This is a genomic window from Kitasatospora sp. NPDC048662, assembly GCF_055587065.1.
Window position 1 is genome coordinate 272506 of sequence record NZ_JBVJHA010000004.1, and the last position, 17430, is coordinate 289935.

18 protein-coding genes are annotated in these 17430 nt (G+C 72.8%); 11 read left to right on the forward strand and 7 right to left on the reverse strand.

Features of this window, described 5'->3' with window-relative positions:
- Positions 1–80: 80 nt before the first annotated feature.
- The 3 genes from ACZ6R9_RS14515 to ACZ6R9_RS14525 are packed head-to-tail and all read left to right on the forward strand — an operon-like array spanning position 81 to position 2533.
- Positions 81–1793: a sialidase family protein gene (locus ACZ6R9_RS14515; protein ID WP_465538402.1), complete on the forward strand. Its 1713-nt coding sequence runs from the start codon at positions 81–83 to the stop codon at positions 1791–1793.
- Positions 1794–1853: 60 nt separating this feature from the next.
- Entirely contained in the window at positions 1854–2144 is a 291-nt protein-coding gene (locus tag ACZ6R9_RS14520; RefSeq protein WP_380478099.1) for a hypothetical protein, read from the forward strand.
- Positions 2141–2533 (forward strand): PIN domain-containing protein, encoded by a 393-nt coding sequence (locus tag ACZ6R9_RS14525; RefSeq protein ID WP_465538403.1) that lies wholly within the window; start codon positions 2141–2143, stop codon positions 2531–2533. The genes ACZ6R9_RS14520 and ACZ6R9_RS14525 overlap by 4 nt, the downstream gene beginning before the upstream one ends.
- Positions 2534–2612: 79 nt before the next feature.
- Here the strand turns inward: ACZ6R9_RS14525 and ACZ6R9_RS14530 are convergent, their stop codons facing one another.
- On the reverse strand, positions 2613–3347 hold the full coding sequence (locus ACZ6R9_RS14530) for a FadR/GntR family transcriptional regulator (protein WP_465538404.1): 735 nt from the start codon (positions 3345–3347) through the stop codon (positions 2613–2615).
- A gap of 56 nt (positions 3348–3403) precedes the next feature.
- Between ACZ6R9_RS14530 and ACZ6R9_RS14535 the strand changes: the two genes are divergently transcribed.
- The 4 genes from ACZ6R9_RS14535 (at position 3404) to ACZ6R9_RS14550 (ending at position 7492) form a co-directional block, all read left to right on the forward strand.
- Entirely contained in the window at positions 3404–4174 is a 771-nt protein-coding gene (locus ACZ6R9_RS14535; RefSeq protein ID WP_380478096.1) for a gamma-glutamyl-gamma-aminobutyrate hydrolase family protein, read from the forward strand.
- Complete coding sequence (locus ACZ6R9_RS14540) at positions 4171–4476, forward strand: hypothetical protein (protein ID WP_465538405.1); 306 nt, start codon at positions 4171–4173, stop codon at positions 4474–4476. Before ACZ6R9_RS14535 ends, ACZ6R9_RS14540 begins: the two co-directional genes overlap by 4 nt.
- A 161-nt stretch (positions 4477–4637) precedes the next feature.
- On the forward strand, positions 4638–6170 hold the full coding sequence (locus ACZ6R9_RS14545; RefSeq protein WP_380478094.1) for a flavin monoamine oxidase family protein: 1533 nt from the start codon (positions 4638–4640) through the stop codon (positions 6168–6170).
- Positions 6170–7492 carry a glutamate-cysteine ligase family protein gene (locus tag ACZ6R9_RS14550; RefSeq protein ID WP_465538406.1) on the forward strand — a complete coding sequence of 441 codons (1323 nt, stop codon included), beginning with the start codon at positions 6170–6172 and terminating at the stop codon, positions 7490–7492. Before ACZ6R9_RS14545 ends, ACZ6R9_RS14550 begins: the two co-directional genes overlap by 1 nt.
- A 103-nt stretch (positions 7493–7595) precedes the next feature.
- On the opposite strand, the gene ACZ6R9_RS14555 is transcribed toward ACZ6R9_RS14550, so the two are convergent.
- Positions 7596–8498, reverse strand: coding sequence for a RimK family alpha-L-glutamate ligase (locus ACZ6R9_RS14555; protein ID WP_380478092.1), 903 nt, complete (start codon positions 8496–8498; stop codon positions 7596–7598).
- A 424-nt stretch (positions 8499–8922) separates the two neighbouring features.
- Here ACZ6R9_RS14555 and ACZ6R9_RS14560 point away from each other — a divergent pair, with 424 nt between their 5' ends.
- Entirely contained in the window at positions 8923–10062 is a 1140-nt protein-coding gene (locus ACZ6R9_RS14560; RefSeq protein WP_465538407.1) for a DUF3103 family protein, read from the forward strand.
- A 155-nt stretch (positions 10063–10217) separates the two neighbouring features.
- Positions 10218–11174 carry an AraC-like ligand-binding domain-containing protein gene (locus tag ACZ6R9_RS14565; protein WP_380478090.1) on the forward strand — a complete coding sequence of 319 codons (957 nt, stop codon included), beginning with the start codon at positions 10218–10220 and terminating at the stop codon, positions 11172–11174.
- A 3-nt stretch (positions 11175–11177) separates the two neighbouring features.
- On the opposite strand, the gene ACZ6R9_RS14570 is transcribed toward ACZ6R9_RS14565, so the two are convergent.
- Complete coding sequence (locus ACZ6R9_RS14570) at positions 11178–11627, reverse strand: SsgA family sporulation/cell division regulator (RefSeq protein WP_380478089.1); 450 nt, start codon at positions 11625–11627, stop codon at positions 11178–11180.
- A gap of 446 nt (positions 11628–12073) precedes the next feature.
- Here ACZ6R9_RS14570 and ACZ6R9_RS14575 point away from each other — a divergent pair, with 446 nt between their 5' ends.
- Complete coding sequence (locus tag ACZ6R9_RS14575; protein ID WP_465538408.1) at positions 12074–13192, forward strand: helix-turn-helix domain-containing protein; 1119 nt, start codon at positions 12074–12076, stop codon at positions 13190–13192.
- A gap of 323 nt (positions 13193–13515) precedes the next feature.
- On the opposite strand, the gene ACZ6R9_RS14580 is transcribed toward ACZ6R9_RS14575, so the two are convergent.
- The gene (locus ACZ6R9_RS14580; RefSeq protein ID WP_465538409.1) at positions 13516–14352 is read right to left on the reverse strand and encodes an alpha/beta fold hydrolase; all 837 of its coding nucleotides are present in this window, start codon (positions 14350–14352) and stop codon (positions 13516–13518) included.
- Positions 14353–14612: 260 nt separating this feature from the next.
- Between ACZ6R9_RS14580 and ACZ6R9_RS14585 the strand changes: the two genes are divergently transcribed.
- Positions 14613–15161, forward strand: coding sequence for a Dps family protein (locus tag ACZ6R9_RS14585; RefSeq protein ID WP_380478086.1), 549 nt, complete (start codon positions 14613–14615; stop codon positions 15159–15161).
- Between the two features lie 64 nt (positions 15162–15225).
- On the opposite strand, the gene ACZ6R9_RS14590 is transcribed toward ACZ6R9_RS14585, so the two are convergent.
- From ACZ6R9_RS14590 to ACZ6R9_RS14600, 3 genes are all read right to left on the reverse strand, one after another.
- A complete protein-coding gene (locus ACZ6R9_RS14590) occupies positions 15226–15933 on the reverse strand; it encodes an acetate uptake transporter family protein (protein ID WP_380478085.1) in 708 nt (235 codons plus the stop codon).
- 110 nt (positions 15934–16043) lie between these two features.
- On the reverse strand, positions 16044–16526 hold the full coding sequence (locus ACZ6R9_RS14595) for a DoxX family protein (protein ID WP_380478084.1): 483 nt from the start codon (positions 16524–16526) through the stop codon (positions 16044–16046).
- A 5-nt stretch (positions 16527–16531) separates the two neighbouring features.
- The gene (locus tag ACZ6R9_RS14600; protein ID WP_380478083.1) at positions 16532–17194 is read right to left on the reverse strand and encodes a hydrolase; all 663 of its coding nucleotides are present in this window, start codon (positions 17192–17194) and stop codon (positions 16532–16534) included.
- Positions 17195–17430 lie beyond the last annotated feature (236 nt).

The following is a 17430-nucleotide window of genomic DNA, read 5'->3' on the forward strand; positions in this document are numbered from 1 at the left end:
ACGCCGATTGGGTGTTGATGGACTGTTTACTCGCGCTTGCCACTCTCTGGGGTATCGCAACCGACAACAAGGGGGCCACCTTGTCCACACGTTCCGTTTTTCCGCGCGTCGGCCGGTCGGTGGCGCTGCTGCTGGCCGGCGTCGCCGCCGTCGCGTCCGTCCTCGTCGCACCGGGCCACGCGCAGGCGTCCCCGCTCTGCGACCAGCCGGATCCGCCGCCGATCTGCTCCCAGGATCCGGACCCCGATCCCGACCGGCCCGCCGAAGGCGCGTTCGACGCGATGATCGGCGCCAACGGCGGCGTGGTGGTGTCGGGTTGGGCCACGGACCCGGACACGGGCGGCTCGGTGCAGGTCAGAGTCCGCCGCAACGGCACGGTGGTCCAGCAGTTCGCCGCGAGTCTCTACCGCTCCGACGTCGGCGCCCACGGCTTCTGGCAGACGCTGACGTCCGTCCCGGCGGGCCCGCAGACGATCTGCCTGGCCGCCGTCAACGTCTACGGCGGCTCGCCGCACCGGTCGGCCGAGACCAACCTGGGGTGCCGCACCTTCACCGGCGGCCTCCAGACGGTCGGCGCGGACCCGTACACCACCGCCGACACCCAGCACTCGACCGCCGTCGAGGCGGACAGCTTCGGCTGGGGCAGTACGGTCGTCAGCGCCTACCAGGTCGGCCGGAGCTTCAGCGGCGGCTCGACCAACACCGGCTTCGCGGCCTCCCGGGACGGCGGGCTCACCTGGACGTCCGGCACCCTGCCGGGCATCACCGTCGCGGCCGGCGGCACCCACGGACGCGCCAGCGACCCGGTGGTGGCGTACAGCGCCCGGCACGACACCTGGATGGTGGCCAGCCTGCCGGTCGACGCGGGCGCCGGTGCCGGCATCATGATCAACCGCTCCACCGACGCCGCCGCGCACTGGTCCGCCCCCACCTGGGCGATCGGCAACGACGGCGTCGAGTGGGACAAGGAGTGGATGACCTGCGACAACTGGACCTCCAGCCCGTACTACGGCACCTGCTACCTGACCGTCACCAGGTTCGACACCGGCCGGATCGACATTGCCAAGTCCACGGACGGCGGCCTGAGTTGGGCGCGTCTCAACGGCTCCTGGCCGGCCGACACCGGGAGCCACCCGGTGGTCCGGCCCGACGGCAGCGTGGTCGTCCTGTACGGGGCGGCCGGCACCGTCGGCGCCTTCACCCTCACCGGCGGCGGCACCGGCTCGACCGCGCCGGTGACGGTCAACAACGGCAGCCAGTACGACGTTCCGGGCCTGCGCGACGTCTCCGTGGTCTCCGCCGACGTGGACAGCACCGGCCGGATCAACGCCGTCTGGCACGGCTGCCGGGCCGCGACCGGCTGCGCCTGGAACAACCTCGTCAAGGCCACCTCGACCGACGGGCAGAACTGGACGGTCACCGAGATCGACACCTGCCCGGACCAGGCATTGTGTGCCGCCACCAACCAGTTCGCCCCGTCGATCACGGCCGACCCGTTCAACCCCGGGCGCTTCGCGATCGTCTACAACGAGCTGTGGAACGGCGCCGTCTCGGTCAACTACCTCTCCTCCACCGACGGCGGCCTGACCTGGAAGAAGCGGACCACCCCGCTCGCGGAGGGGATGGCACTGACCGCCATGCCCGACACCAGCCACGGCCGCATGCTCGGCGAATACCTGGGCCTCTCGACCGCCAACGGCAGCGCGGTACCGGTCTTCCCGGTCGCTGCCGCACCCACCAACGGGCAGCAGTTCGCGCAGACGATGTCCACGTACACCCCGCTCGGCTTCTAGGCCCCGCCCTTGGGCCCCTCGTCGTACACCGGCGGTACACCGCCGGTGTACGCTCGTGGTATGGCTGATGCGACGATCAAGGTCTCCGCCGAGACGCGTGACCGGCTGGCCGCTCTCGCGGCGGCCGGCGGCACCACGATCGGCGCCCAGGTGGCGCTGCTGGTGGAGCGGCAGCCCACCGCGGAGCAGATCGCCGAGCGGGTTGCCGAGGGCCGCCGGCTGCTGCGGGAGCACTTCGGGATGGCCCTCACCGACACGGAGCTGGACCAGGGGCCGGACCTGTTGCAGCGGGTCTACGGCATCGCCGCGCAGGACGCGCGCGCCAAGGTCGCCCCCAGGCGCAGCGCGTGATCATTCTGGATTCCGGCGCTCTGGCCGCGCTGGCCGCGGGCCACCCGCGTCTGCACCGGGTCGTGGATGCCGCGCTGCACAGCCCGTTCCAGCACCTGCTGGTGCCGGTGCTGTGCCTGGTCGAGGCCGAGATCAAGGACGAGGGTGCCGCTCGCGCGGTCCTGGCGCTGCCCTCACTGGAGTTCGAGCCACTCGATGCGAGTACCGCCGTGGTGGTGGCGACGATGGTCCGTGACGGATACGGGAGCCAGGGCCTGGCGCACGCGATCGCCGCGAGTCTGCCCACCCCGGTGCGCCCGCAGCAGCACCTGATCCTGACGGCCTGTCCGGAGCTCTATCCGCCCGGGGTCGTCACCGTCGGCATCGACGACCCCCGGCTGGAGCCGTAGGGGCCGCGACCGCCGCGGGCCGCGGGCGCCCGGCCGGGCGCGCCCGGGAGGTCCGAAGTCCCCTGAAGCGGTGGGGAGTTCAGGACTCGGTCGGCTCCTGGGCGAAGGGGAGGCAGAGGTCTGCGGTGGCCTGCGCGTGGATGGTGAACTGTTTGCGGGCGCGGGCCGGGTCGCGGGCCTCGATGGCGCCGGCGAGGGCGCGGTGGCGCTGGGAGGGGGTGCTGCGGGATTCGGTGCCGCCGGGGTGGCCGGCGAGCAGCCGGGTCAGCTCGTGCTGGATGCCCTGTTCGGCCTCCAACAGGCGCCTGGAGCCGGAGAGTTCGGCGATGTACAGGTGCAGGCCGGCGTCCGCGGTGCGGTAGGCCTCGGCGTCGGCGACGACCGCGTCGGCGGCGGCCTCGAGTCCGCGCATCCGGGCCAGGCCCGCCTCGGAGGCGCGCAGGGCGGCGCGGGCGGAGGCCTCGCCGGAGATCGCGATCCGCCAGGCCGTCAACTCCTCGATGTCGGCCCGGGTGTACGGGTGCAGGGCGGTCAGTTCGCCGATCCGGGTGAGGATGCCGGGGACCACGAAGGTGCCCGCGCCGCGGCCGCGCCGGGTCTCGATCAGGCCGTCCTCGCGGAGCACCGCCATCGAGTGCCGGACCGTCATCACGGCGACGCCGAACAGTTCGGCCAGGGTCTTCTCCGGTGGCAGGCGGTCACCCCCGACCAGGATCCGGGCGCCGATCAGTTCGCCGAGCCGGCGTGCGATCGCCTCGGCGGCTCCCGCCGCACGCACCGGCTCGATGTGTTGGGTCCACCCCTTGCCATCCATGAAATCTATCTTCTAGATTTCGCATCTCATCCGCAAGCCGAGCAGGGAGAGAGCTTATGAGCGTCACCGATCACCCGGAACCCCTCATCGGGATACCCGTCCGCCTCAGCGACGGCGACGCTCCGGGCGCCGACGTGCGCATCGGCGAGGCCAACCGGATCTTCGACCAGGTCGTGGACCTGATCCGGGCCGCCGGCGCCCGCCCCGTCCTGCTCCGGCCGGACGCCGAGGGCAACCCGTCGGACGCCGAACTGGCCGACTGCGCCGGCTTCGTGGTGCCCGGCGGCGGGGACGTCGACCCGGCCCGGTACGGCGCGGACGCCCACCACCCGTCGCTGTACGACGTCAACCCCGTGCAGGACCGGCTCGACGAGGCCGTGGTGCGGTACGCGCTCGACCACGGCCGCCCGATGCTCGGCATCTGCCGGGGCATGCAGCTGCTCAACATCGTCCGGGGCGGCACCCTGCACGTGGACCTGGCGCCGACCGGCGTCCCGCACAACCCGGAGCCCGGGATCGAGTGGGCCACCCACGAGGTCGCGCTGTCGGCCGACAGCGCGGTCGCCCAGGCGTTCGGCCAGGGCCGGATCGCGGTGGCGTCCGGGCACCACCAGGCCGTGGACCGGGTGGGCGAGGGCCTGAAGGTCACCGCCCGCGCCGACGACGGCTGCGTGGAGGCCGTCGAGCTGCTCGCGGACGCCGCCTGGACGGTCGGCGTCCAGTGGCACCCCGAGGCGCTGGAGCCCGTGGAGGAGCTGCGCCTGCCGCTGTTCCGCGCGCTGCTGAACCAGGTCGAGGCCCGGCACGGAGTGGAGCTGCGGTCGTGAGCGACGCAACAGGAAACACCGGGACACAGCTGCTGGACGCCCACGACACGGCCGTCGCGGCCGGCGGGGCCCAGCTGTCGCGGAGCCTGCTCAGCCGCCACATGACCGTGATCAGCATCGGCGGCGCGGTCGGCGCCGGGCTGTTCGTCGGCTCCGGCGTGAGCATCCAGCAGGCCGGCCCGGGCGTGCTGATCGCACTCGCCGACTCCCGCGTGGACACCCTGCTGGCACTGGCCCTCACCGTGGCCGTGTCCCTGGCCGGCCGGTGGCTCCAGCACCGGCAGGCACCGTCCTCGAACTGAGGACCCGCAGCGCGGCCGGTGGGGGGCCGGCCGACGGTGCGGATGCGAACCGGGCGGGCCGGTGGCAGCGTGTTCCGAAGACGCGGCAACGCCTGGTCGGGGGAAGGTGCGAGCAGGGCAGGGCGGGGGCGCCGTGCGGCTCGCGCACCGAAGGGGTCCCGATGTTCGACACCAGTTTTGCGTTCCCCCGCGCCCTGCTGACGCCGACGGCCGGCCCGGGCGGCCGGGTGGCCGTGATCGGGTCCGGCATCGCCGGCCTGGTGTGCGCGTACGAGCTGCAGCGGCGAGGCTTCGACGTGACGGTGTACGAACGCGGCAACCGGCCCGGCGGACGGATCCGCACCCACCGGTTCTGGGACGGCACCCACGCCGACCTCGGCGCGATGCGGATCCCGGCCAACCACCACTGCGTGCTGCACTACGTGACCAGCTTCCGGCTGGCCACCCGGCCCTTCGTCAACACCAACCCGCAGGCCTACTACCACCTGCGCGGCAGCCGGGTCCGGGTCCGCGAGGTCGCCTCGCTGTTCCCCGCCTTCGCCCTCCGCCCCGAGGAACGCCACGCACCGTCCGCCCTGCTGGAGCGGATCCTCGCCCCCGTCTGGCGGGCCCTGACCGTCGAACAGCAGCGCCGCGCGCTGGACGGCCGGTGGGACGACCCGGCCCTGGAACGTGCCGCCTCGGTGTCGCTGTGGCAGTTCGTCCACGAGCACCTCTCCCAGGACGCCTGGGACCTGTTCGGCCACGCCAGCGGCCTCGCCCACTACGAACAGTCCTCCCTGCTGGAAGTACTCGTCGACTACTTCGGGCTGTTCCACCGCGGCCAGGTCGAACTCACCGGCGGCATGGACTCCCTGGTGCACGCCTTCGTCCGGGCGCTGCGCCCCGGCACCCTGCGGCTGTCCACCCGGATCGACGAACTCGCGCTGCGCCCCGACGGCGTGCGGGTGGGCGGCCGGCGGATCGGCGGCCGGCTCGACGAGCACGCCGACTTCGTGGTCTGCTGCGTCCCCGCCCCCGCGCTCGACCAGATCACCCTCACCCCCGGCCTGCCGCACGCGCAGCGCCACGCGGTGCGCGGCATCAGCTACGCGTCCAGCGCCAAGACCGTGCTGCACGTGACCCGCCGCCGCTGGGAGATCGAGGACGGCATCCACGGCGGCGGCAGCTTCACCGACCTGCCGATCCAGCAGTGCTGGTACCCGTCCGACAACGCGGTGCGCACCGACGGCGGCGTCAACGGCTCCGGCACCCCCCGCTGGGACGCCCTCGACCGGCTGCGCTCCGCCGAACCCGCCGCGCTGCTCGGCGCCTACCTGTGGGGGGCCAACGCGCGCCGGTTCGCCGCGCTGGAACAGGCCGACCGGGAGGCGCTGGTACTGGAATGCCTGGAGCAGCTGCACCCCGGCATCACCGGCGACGTCGACGACATCGTGCACTGCAACTGGGACGTGCAGACCGGCATGGGCGGCGGCGCCTTCGCCCACCTCACCCCCGGCGAACACACCCGCTACCTGTCGGTGCTCGGCGCGCCGCACCCCGCGCACCGGCCGCGGATCTTCTTCGCCGGTGAGCACCTGTCCGGCGCGCACGCCTGGTGCCAGGGCGCCGCCCAGTCCGCGCTCGGCGCCGTCGGCGCGCTGCTCGACCACGCCCGACAGGCATGTGCCGCCGCCCCGGTGAGCGCCCCGTGATGGACCGGGCGCAGCTGCTCGCCCCACTGACGCCCGCCCCGGGCACCACCGAGCAGGTCGGCGTCGAGGTCGAGTGCGGCCTGCTCGACCCCGCCACCGGCATCGGCGCCCGCTACTCGGGCCCGCACGGCGTCCGGGCCGTCCTGGAGACGGTGCTCCACCACTGGGGCGGCGAACCCGAGTGGGACGCCGACTGCCTGACGGGCGTCCGGCTGCCCGACGGCGCCACCGTCACGCTCGAACACGGCGGGCAGATCGAGTACTCCTCCACCCCCGGGCCCGGCGTCGGCAAGACCATGGACGAAGTCCGGGCCGCGCTGGCCCGGCTCGCCGACCTGGCCGCCGGCCACGGCCTGGCCCTCGTCCCCGGCGGCAACCTGCCCTTCGGACGGCTCGCCGACGTCGAATGGGTGCCGATGTCCCGCGGCGCCCTGATGCGCCAGTACTTCGCCGACCTCGGCCCCGGCGGGGCCCGCGCCCCGCACGTGATGGGCCTGTCGCTGTCCACCCAGGCCACCCTCGACTTCCTCGGCCCCGAGGACTTCACCCGCAAACTGCGGATGCAGACCGCCGTCGCCCCCGTGATCTCCGCCCTGCTCGTCAACTCGCCGCTGCACGAAGGCCGCCCGTGCGGCCTGCTGTCCCACCGCTCCTGGGCCTGGCTGCGGATGGACCCGCGCCGCACCGGCCTGCTGCCGCCCGCGCTGCGGCCCGACGTCGCCGCCGAGGACATCGTCGACTGGGCGCTCGGCATCCCCCTCATCCACTACCGCACCCGCGACGGCCGCCACCACAGCGCCCCCGACGGCAGCTTCGCCGAACTGCTGCGCCACGGCCTCGACGACGCCCCCCGGCGCTGGGCCGCCCACCTCGACCAGCTGTGGACCGACACCCGGGTACGCCGCACCCTGGAACTGCGCGGCGCCGACGGCCCGCCCCACCCCCACCTCACCGCCCTGCCCGCGCTCTGGACCGGCCTCGGCTACCACCGCGAATCCTGCGACGCCGCCTGGGAGTTGACCGGCCGGCACAGCGCCGCCGAACACCGCGCGGCCCGCACCCAACTCCCCGTCCACGGCCTGGCCACCCGCCTCGGCGACACCCCCGTCCGCCCGCTCGCCGCCGAACTGCTGCGCCTGGCCCGGGCCGGCCTGGACGCCCGGGTCGCCGCCGGACTCGAACCCCCGCACGTGCCCGGCTACCTCGACCCGCTGGACGAGATCCTCGCCACCGGCCGCACCTTCGCCGAACAGACCCTGACCCGCTGGGACGGCGACCTGCGCGGCGACCCGGGCCGGTACATCGCCGCCTTCCGGATCTGACGCAGCCTCAATGTGGCCGCGCACGCGGCGATCAGAGCGTCGGTCGCCTGTGTGACCCACTCGCCCCAGGTCTGGCACCAGGGCGGTCTGCTCGCGGCGGACGTCAGGTCAGCCTGCCCGCGCACGCGGCGATCAGGGCGTCGGTCACCTGCGTGACCCGCTCGCCCCAGCGGACGTTGGCGTTCACTTCGCACACGGTGAAGGTACCGTCCTCCTCGAAGAGCAGGTCGATGCCGGCCAGCACCAGGCCGACTTCTTCGGCGGCCCGCACCGCCAGTTGCTCCGCCGCAGGGTAGCGGCCCGGGCACGGCTCGACGGTGCCGCCGAGCGAAACGTTCGACTGCATCAGGCCGTTGGCGGAGCTGCGCAGCCCGACGGCCACCGGACGGCCGTCCACCACGATCACCCGCAGGTCGCGGCCGTGCGAATGTGCGACGTAGCGCTGGAACAGGAACGGCACATCGGGGCGCAGGCAACCTTGGACGTCGGCCACCGTCGCGGCGTCCCGCGCCAGGAAGACCTGGTGGCCGCCACTGCCGCGCACGGCCTTCACCACGCACGGCTCGGGGATCCCGACCAGCGCCCGGTCCGGCCGGGTGTCGGTGTAGGTGCGGGTGTCGGGGACGGGCAGGCCGGCCCCGGCGAGTCGCTGGAGCTGCCAGAACTTGTTGACGCAGGTCAGGATCGACTCCGCCGGGTTGATCAACTCGGTCCCCATCGCCTGGAGTTGACGCAGCAGGGTGATCTCCCGGTCGCTGCTCAGCGAGGTCATCGCCAGGCGCACCACGGCCACCCGGGGCGGGGTGACCGGACGCCCGGTCAAGTCGTACAGGGTCAGCTTCCCGCCCGTCACGCCGAGCAGCAGGCGATCGGTCGGCACGACCGCGAACCGCGGGCCGAACGCCGCGGCGAAATCCCGGGCCAGCCGCTTCGCCACCGGGGATTCCAGCACGGCGGGGCCGAGCAGCAGCCACAACTCGGCCTCGGGGAGGGGCTCTTCGGGCACGGGACGGTCTCCTGGTATCGACGGGCGCACGGGCGGCCCCCATCATCCGTGCAGAAGCTGTCCCGGCGGGTGCGAAACGCAGATCGGGTGCGAAAACAGGGGCGCTCGCACGTGATCGCGACCCTTGCGGACGGGTGTGCCTCGTCGCGCGGTTCCCGTGCCTCTGGTGGTGCTCTCCCTGGTTTCGCGTCCACTTTGTTCGCGGCCCCGCGGGAGATTTTGAGCAGACACGGTCACGATTTGGCACAGACATTACGGACACTTCGTGACCGGTCGTACTGGACGGTCGCGCGGGGTCTATTCGCGTAGACGTCCGATACCCCACCATGGTGCCGCTCCTGGAACCATCACGCCGGACCCGACCCGGGGCCGGCGTTCATGGCCTGCCCGGAACCGGGCGGCCACCACAGGTGGAGGCTCCCCCATGTTCTCCCTGCACTCTGCACAGCGGTTCCGTGCGGTGCTGACCGGTCTCACGCTGACCGGCCTCGCCGTCACCGCCGCACCGGGCCTGGCGGCCGCGGCCCCCGTTCCCGCCCCCCAGCGGCACGCGGCGCGCGTCTCGGCCGTGGACGCCATCGAGGACGGCGCCGCGCGTTCCCTCGCGCTGTCGCTCGGCGACAAGGCCTGGCAGCGCCAGGTCTCCGGTGCTCTCGCCGAGGGCAAGGCGGTCGGCCTGCGCGGCCTCACCGCCGGGTCGGCGACCGCCGCCGCGGCCGGTCTCGGTGCGCACCTCGCGAAGGCGGACCGTCAGGTCGCCGACGCCAAGGGGCTCGGCGCGGAGGTCGGCCCGCTGCTCCAGGCCCGTCTGGTCGGCGCCGCCGTCGAGGGCATGGAGCCGCTGGTGGCCTCCTCGCCCTCGGACGACAACGCCGCCGTGGTCCTCGCGTACGACAGCACCGGCAAGGCGTACAACCTGGCCGCCGACCACGCCCCCGACCGCCCGGTCATCCTGGTGGACGTGGACACCGACAAGGCCACCGAGGCCGGCATGAAGGTGCTCCAGCAGGAGCTCGCCGCCGCCGGTCTCCGAGCGCCGGTGAGCGCGCCGGTGAACAGCGCCGCGGCCGCCACCGGCTTCTGGACCAGCCGGGTCACCGCCGTCACGGTCAAGGACGTCAAGGAGCCCTGGTTCAAGGGTTCCGCGGAGATCTTCGACCTGGTCACCGGCTTCGGCCTGGACGGCAAGGTGCGGGTCGACACCGTGACCATGCCGTACCTGGACGACGCCAACAAGACGTACTACCCGAACCAGATCCTGGTGAACTGGTCGCTGTACAAGTACAACCTGGCCGACGTCGTGATGATGGAGGACGACGGCGACACCAACTACTCCTCGCTGGCCAAGGCGCTCGCGGCCGTGTTGCTGACCATCACCGACCAGGGCGCGTACATCCCGCTGGTCAACGCGGTCATCGACGCGATGCCGTCCTCCTGGTGGACCGATGACCCGGACTACGCCGACTCCTGGTACACCCTGGCCACCACCACGACCGGTACCCGCACCGGCGCCTCGGGCAACGGGACGATGACCTTCGACCGGTACTGGGTGTCCGCACTCTGACCGGCCGACAGGTGTGAGCCGGGCGCCGGCGGGAGGCACTGCTCCCGCCGGCGCCCTGGCGTGCAGGGGCCCCGAATTGGGCCGGGGCGTGCGGAGATGGTGTGATTTCGACGCCGGCTCCCGACGGGCCGGCGCCGAAACGAGAGGAATTCCCCGTGCCCGCCGAACTCTCCACCGGACCGCTGTCCGCCGCCGAGCGTGCGGAGAGCTGGCACGAGGCGGTGTCCACCGCGTTCGTACCGATGGCCGTGGAGTTCCTGGAGGCGGAGCCGTCGCCGGGGACGATCGTCTGCCACCGGCTCGGTCCGGTGCGGATCCTCCAGGTGCAGGCCGGGCCGCAGACGGTGACCCGCACCCGGCGCATGATCGCGGAAGACGACTCCGCCGCGCTGATCCTGACGCTCCAGCAGCGCGGCACCGCGCTCAAGGAGCAGGACGGCCGGGAGTCGCTGATCCGGCCCGGGGCGTTCTCGATCACCGACGCGTCCCGGACCTTCCGCAAGCGGGTGGACGAGGACTTCGTGTTCACGTCCTTCCAGTTCCCGCGCGCCGAACTCGACGTCCAGGAACGGGATCTGCGCGCGCTGACCGCGACCGCCTTCAACCCCGCCGAGGGCAGCGCCGCACTGGTGGCGACCTACCTGGCGGGAATGGCCCGCGAGGCGCCGGCGCTGGACGAGGCGGTCGGGCGGCGGGCCGCGGCGACCGCGCTCGACCTGCTGGCGCTGCTGGTCGAGGACCGGTGCGGGCGCCGGCGGCCGAAGCAGGCGCACAGCGCCGCCTCGCTGGAGCGGATCAAGGACCACATCCTGCGCAACCTCCCGGACCCGGACCTGTCGCCGTCCGCCATCGCGGAGGCCACCCAGGTCTCGGTGCGGTTCCTGCACAAGCTGTTCCAGCAGGAGGGGACCACGGTCGGGGCATGGATCCGCGCGCAGCGCCTGGAGCGGTGCGGCCGGGATCTGCGCCGGCCGACGGCCGGGCAGTTCGGCGTGGCGGCGATCGCCCGGCGCTGGGGCTTCGTCAACTCCAGCCATTTCAGCCGGGCGTTCCGGGAGTCCTTCGGGATGACACCGCGGGAGTGGCAGCTGCTCGGCCGGTCGGAGGGCTGAGCGTCAGCCGGTCAGGCTGTGCAGTTCGGCGTCCCAGTCGATCCGGGTGTCCTCGGTGCCGGGCGGGACGAGGGTGAAGGTGTCGCGGCGCAGCCAGCGGCGGATCTGGCGGGCCGGCAGGTCGAGCAGCACGCTGCCGTCCTCGCCCTGGAGCATGATCCGCAGCTCGGTGCGGCCGTGGCAGGGGCAGGGCGGCCAGATGCGCACGTCGCCGAGTCCGGCGGGCTTCTGCAGGCCGTCCCAGAGCAGGTCGCGGGAGAACTGCCAGACGCCCGCCTCGGCGGCCTGGCCGAGGAATTCAAGGGCGACGGCGTACGGGTCGTCGGCGCAGTAGCCGAGGCGGACGGGGACGTCGATGGACTGCTGCTCGCCGAGGACGATCCGGGCGTCGAGCGCGAGGTCGGTGCTGATGGCCTCCGGCTGCGGGTCGGACAGCGGGTGGGGGGCGGGCATGGGGTTCTCCTGGATCGGTGTCGGGACGGGCCCGGCGCGGGGGACGGGCGGGGCCGTCCGGGCTGCGCGCGGGCGAAGGTGCGGCCGGTCGGCGGCAGCGAGGTGCTCTCGCCCCCTGGTCCTGGAGCTGCCTGCGGGGAGTCAGAGGGGGGTGGAGCCTTCCGGCAGGTTACGCGCGGGCTGGTCGCGCGGATGTTCCGGAGATGCACGGCGACGTGACGATCCGTGCACCGTTCGCCCGCCGCCGGGGGCGGGACCGCCCGGCGCGGCAGCGGCACGCGAGAGCGGAGGCGATCGTCAACTCACTTGGGGCGAAGTGGACTTCGCGCTTTCGCTGCGGGCTGCGGAAGGGTGTCGGGGGCGGTCGGCGGGGTGGTTTTCTCGGTTTGTTGAACGTTTGGCCATCGAGTTTGGCTTCTTGTATGAATGCGGCGGGAGGCTTGATCATGACGAGGTTGATCCATCGCGCTCGTCCTGGCGGCGAGGCACTCGGGGCCCCGCTGGACGGGCCGGCCGAAGAACCGGGCCGCTCCGTCGTCCCGGACGACCCGCTGGTGCGGCTGATCCGCACCAGCCGGTACTCCGGCGACTTCCCGTTCCCGGAGAACCCCGACGAGGTCAACGCCGCCGTGGAGAAGTTCCTCTCCCCGGGCCTGCCCGGCCCGGCAATTCGCACCACCATCGACCGGTCGGAGACTCCCGTGATCCCCTCGGGTTCCTCACCCATGCCCGAAAAAGACTGCTCGCTGCTCGACCAGGCCCTCCTCGGCGGCGTCACAGACATCCTCGCCCCGCCGCCCGGCAGCGACCCCGAGGACTGCCTGTACCTCGCCCTGCACCTCCAGGGCACGGCCTCGCTGCGGAAGGGCGAAGTCTGCACCGTGCTGGCGCCCGGCGACCTGCTGATCGGCACCACCCCGCACCCGGCGGGCCTGCTGCGCGACGCCGAGTGCCGGATGCTCCGGTTCCGCGTCCCGTGCTTCTACCTGGGCGTCCGGCAGGCCGACGTACGGCGCACCGGCGGACTGCTGGCGCGCGGCGACGCGGGCGTCGGCGCGCTCGCCTCGCAGTTCCTGCGCACCCTGGCCGGCCAGTCCCGGGCCCACCGGGCGCGGCCCGGCAACCACCTGGCGCGCAGCGTCTCCGACATCATCGCGATCCTGGTGACCGAACTGCTGGAGCGCGAGAGCGCCGAACAGCCGTCCGGCGCGGGCGAGATGCTCGCGCGGCTGCGCGAGCACATCGAGGAGAACCTCGCCGACCCGGAGCTGTCGCCCGAGTCGATCGCCCGCTCGCAGCACATCTCGGTGCGCTACCTGCACAAGCTGTTCCAGCAGGACGGCACGACGGTCGGCCAGTGGGTGCGACAGCGGCGCCTGGACGCCTGCCGCCGCGAACTGGAACGCCCCTCGCGCCGGCAGACCAGCGTCTCCGCCGTCGCGCACCGCTGGGGCTTCGTCAGCCACTCGCACTTCTCCCGCGCGTTCCGCGAGACCTACGGCGTCTCCCCCCGGCAGTGGCAGGCCTACGCCGCCGCCCGCGCCGACGGCACCCACCCCGCCTGACCGGCCCCCTCCGGCGGGCGCCCGGGTGTTGGAACTCGCCGTCGTCTCGCACGCCGTGGCCGGGCGCCGTCGGGCGAGCCGATCCGCGAAGCGGCGGGCGGCTGGTGACGGGCGCCGCCACGGGATGGTGCCCGTTTCGCCGCCGGGCGGGTCGGTGCCTGGGTGGGGAACTCGCCGTCGCCTCGCACGCCGTGGCCGGGCGCCGTCGGGCGAGCCGATCCGCGAAGTGGCGGGCGGCTGGTGGCGGGCTGTCGGGAAATGGTTCGCGCCCGGCGTCCGCGGGATGCGGATGCCGGGCGCGGGTCTGGCGCGGTCGGGCCGGACTACTTGGCCAGGAAGGCCAGCAGCGCGGTGTTGACCTCCTCGGCGTGGGTCCAGAGCAGGCCGTGCGGCGCGCCCTCGATCTCGACGTAGTCGGCGGCGGGCAGCGCGCGGTGGAACGGGCGGGCGGTGTTCTCGACCGGCAGGATGCGGTCACCGGTGCCGTGCAGGATCAGCGCCGGGACGTCGATCTTGGGCAGGTCGGCGCGGAAGTCCGTGTACCAGGTGGCGGGCGCGGCCGAGGCCGCGAAGGCGCCGCCGCCGGCCGCGACGTTCCAGCTGTTGCGGACGGCCTCCTCGCTGATCCGGGAGCCGAGGTTCTCGTCCAGGTTGTAGAAGTTCTCGAAGAAGTCGCGGTAGTAGGCGTAGCGGTCGGCCTTCACCGCGGCGATGACGCCGTCGAAGAACTCCTTCGGGGCCGCGCCCTCCGGGTTGTCGTCGGTCAGCAGCAGGAACGGCTCCAGCGAGGCCAGGAAGGCGACCTTGGCGATCCGGGCCGAACCGTAGGTCGACACGTAGCGGGCGACCTCGCCGGTGCCCATCGAGAAGCCGACCAGGACGGCGTCCCGGACGTCGAGGGTCTCCAGCACGGTGTTCAGGTCGGCGGCGAAGGTGTCGTAGTCGTAGCCGGTGGTGGTCTGCGAGGACTGGCCGAAGCCGCGGCGGTCGTACGTGATGACCCGGTAGCCGGCCTCCAGCAGCGCGGCCTCCTGGCGCTCCCAGGAGTGGCCGTTGAGCGGGAAGCCGTGGATCAGGACGACCGGCTGGCCGGTGCCGTGGTCCTCGTAGTAGAGGTCGATGGAGGTGGTGTTCTCCTGGCCAACGGTGATGTACGGCATGGCAGTTCACTCTCGTTCGGGGGAAGTCGGCCCGGCTGGCGGGCTGTTGACGAGTCACACGCTAGGAGTGCCGGGAGGCGGTGGCTCGTCCAGGAGAGCACATCCGGTCGTCCCAGAGCGCCTTCCTCGCCGACCGGCCGTCAACTTCCCCGGCGGGTGCGCTCAGCGGCTGCGACCGGTGCGCGGTCAGGACAGGCCGCGGGCCGCGGGGTTCCTACGCTGATGCCCTTCCGACCCCGAGACGATTCCCCAGGAGCACCATGTCCAGCCAGCCTCGCCTGCACCAGCGCGGGCCCGCCGTCCAGGAGTTCGGCACCGTCACGCAGCTGCCGATCGCGCTGTCGCACGACGCCCGCCTGTACTCGACGCAGCGCCTCAACCGCGTCCTCGCGGACACCCAGTTCCTGTACGGGCTGTACAAGAAGTACCACTGGGGCATGCGCGGCCCGACGGCCTACCAGCTGCACCTGCTCTTCGACAAGCACGCCCAGGAGCAGCTGGAGCTGATCGACGCGCTCGCCGAGCGGGTGCAGACCCTCGGCGGCGTCGCGGTCGGCGACCTGCGGCACGCCGCCGAGATCACCGGGGTGCCGCGGCCCCCGGACGGCATCGACGACGTGCGTTCGATGCTCTCCCGGCTGCTGGACGCGCACGAGCGCATCCTCACCGACGCCCGGGACGCCGCCACCCGCACCGCCGAGCTCGGCGACGACGGCACCCAGGACCTGCTGGTCTCGCAGATCATCCGCGGCGGCGAGACCCAGGTGTGGTTCCTCGCCGAGCACCTGGTCGAGACCCCGGAGCTGTAGACACGCGCCGGTGCACACACCGAGAAGGGGCCGTCTTTCGACGGCCCCTTCTCCGCTGTCCGGGTCAGAGGGTGCGGCGGACACCCGCCTGGCGCTCCAAACGGTGCAACTGCTCGGCGAGTTCGGCGTGCATGGCGTGCTCGACGGGGCCGCTGCGGCCGATCGGCAGGACGTCGCGGCCGCGCAGCTCCTCCAGCATCAGGGCGTACGCCGTGTACATCGCGACCAGGGTGAGGAGCATGCCGAGCCCGCCGGCGGCGCGGCCCAGCCATTCGACGCCGGTGACGCCCGCCAGGCCGGCCACCAGGTAGCGCGGGGTGGCGACCAGCAGGACCGCCCACAGGGCCTTCTTCGGCCGGGCCACCGAGGCCATCAGGGCGGCGAAGACCGTGAACGTCAGGTTCAGCACGCCCAGCACCCGGGCGCCGCCGGGCGCGTCCGTCGCGGTGACCAGGCCGAAGGACAGCCAGGCCCCGGCGAACCCGGCCATCAGGGTCGCCGCGATCACGTCCCGGGCGCCGAACGCCAGGATGCCGACCAGCAGTTGGAGGACGAAGGCGGAGAACACGGTGAGCGACACGGCCTGCCGGTACGCGCCGTCGATCAGGCCGAGCTGAAGACTGCTGGTGACGGCCGAGGCGATCGCCACCGCGAAGAAGCCGAGCGGCATCGGGGAGGCGATCGGCCGCAGGCTGATCCTGGTCATGGTGTGCAGCTCGGGCCGGGGTGCGGGGGCGGCCTGCCGGTGCTCTTCCGTCGTCGCTGCCGTCATCTGTTCTGCTCCTTGCGCTGGGGAATGGGGGAGTTGATGGAGCGCAGACGGGCTCGGGCCCCTGGGCGATCGCTCGCTCCAGGGGCCCGAGCCCGTCTGCGGTGCTGCCCTTACTTGCGGTGCAGGGCGAACCGGGTGGCCAGACCACCACCGACACCGGCGACCAGCGCCGGGGCGAGGCACCACAGGGGCCAGTCGGCCAGGCCGAGCGCGCCGTCCACCGACCACTGGCCGGGGCCGGTGGCGGTGAGTGCGGCGGCGACCACGATCAGGACGAACGGAAACTCGTAGCCGTCGTGCTGGACCCACAGGCCGTGCGGCCACTTGACCGTCAGGGCGACGGTCATGACGCCCATGACGCCCGCGCCCGCCAGCGGGGTGAGCAGGCCGGCGGCGAGCATCAGCCCGGCGCCGATCTGGGTACCGCCGGCCGCCAGGGCGGTGAGCATCCCGCCCCGGAAGCCGTCACCCCGGAATTCGGCGGTGCCGCCCGCCAGTCCGCTGCCGCCCAGGTGGTAACTGACCTTCTGGACGCCGTGTCCGGCGATCAGCAGGCCGACGACCAGGCGGAGCAGGAGGAGACCGGTGTTCATGTCGGTCAGCCCGCGGCGTGCGGGTTGATCATCGACTGGGCGTAGAACACGCCCATGCCGTAGGCGCCGCCGTGCTCCTTGACCAGGTCGGTGACGGCGACGTAGGTCTCCGAGCGGGCCCAGTCGCGCTGGAGCTCCAGCAGGACCTGCACCCAGGTGACGGGCACGGCGCCGGCGGCGGTCATCCGCTGCAGGGCGTGCTCGTGGGCCAGCGGGCTGACGCCACCGGAGGCGTCCGCCACGACGTACACCTCGTAGCCCTGGCCGAGCGCCGAGAGCGCCGGCAGGACCAGGCAGACCTCGGTCCACAGACCCGACAGGATGATCTTCTTACGGCCGGTGGCCTTGACGGCCTCGACCAGCGCCTCGTCCTCCCAGGCGTTCATCGAGGTGCGGTCGATGATCCGGTGGTCGGGGAAGACCGCCTTCAGCTGCGGCAGGATCGGGCCGGAGAAGGACTCGGCGGCGACGGTCGACAGGACCACCGGCACGTCGAAGATCTTCGCGGCCTTGGCCAGGCCCACGGTCGAGTTGATGATCGAGGTGCGGTCGCCGGAGCCGGTGCCGAAGAACATCTGCGGCTGGTGGTCGACGAACAGCATCATCGAGTTGTCGGGGGTGAGCAGGTCCGGGCTCGGGGCAGCCTTGACGTTGGCGAAGTCGACCATGACGGTTCCTTCTTCGTGGGAAATCGGGGGGAATTGACGGGGCGTCGGGCACTCAGCCGGTTCTGCCGGGGTGCCACGTCCACCAAGCTAATCCGCGATCGGCGGCCGGTTCTGCCCGCTGCGCGCCCGGCGCTGTTCTCACAACGCACACCGTCCGGGGGCGGCAACTTCAGTGCACTCCAGGGCAATTGGCCATGCGCTGGAACGGCGTTCGGCCCCCCCGCCCGCTGCGTACG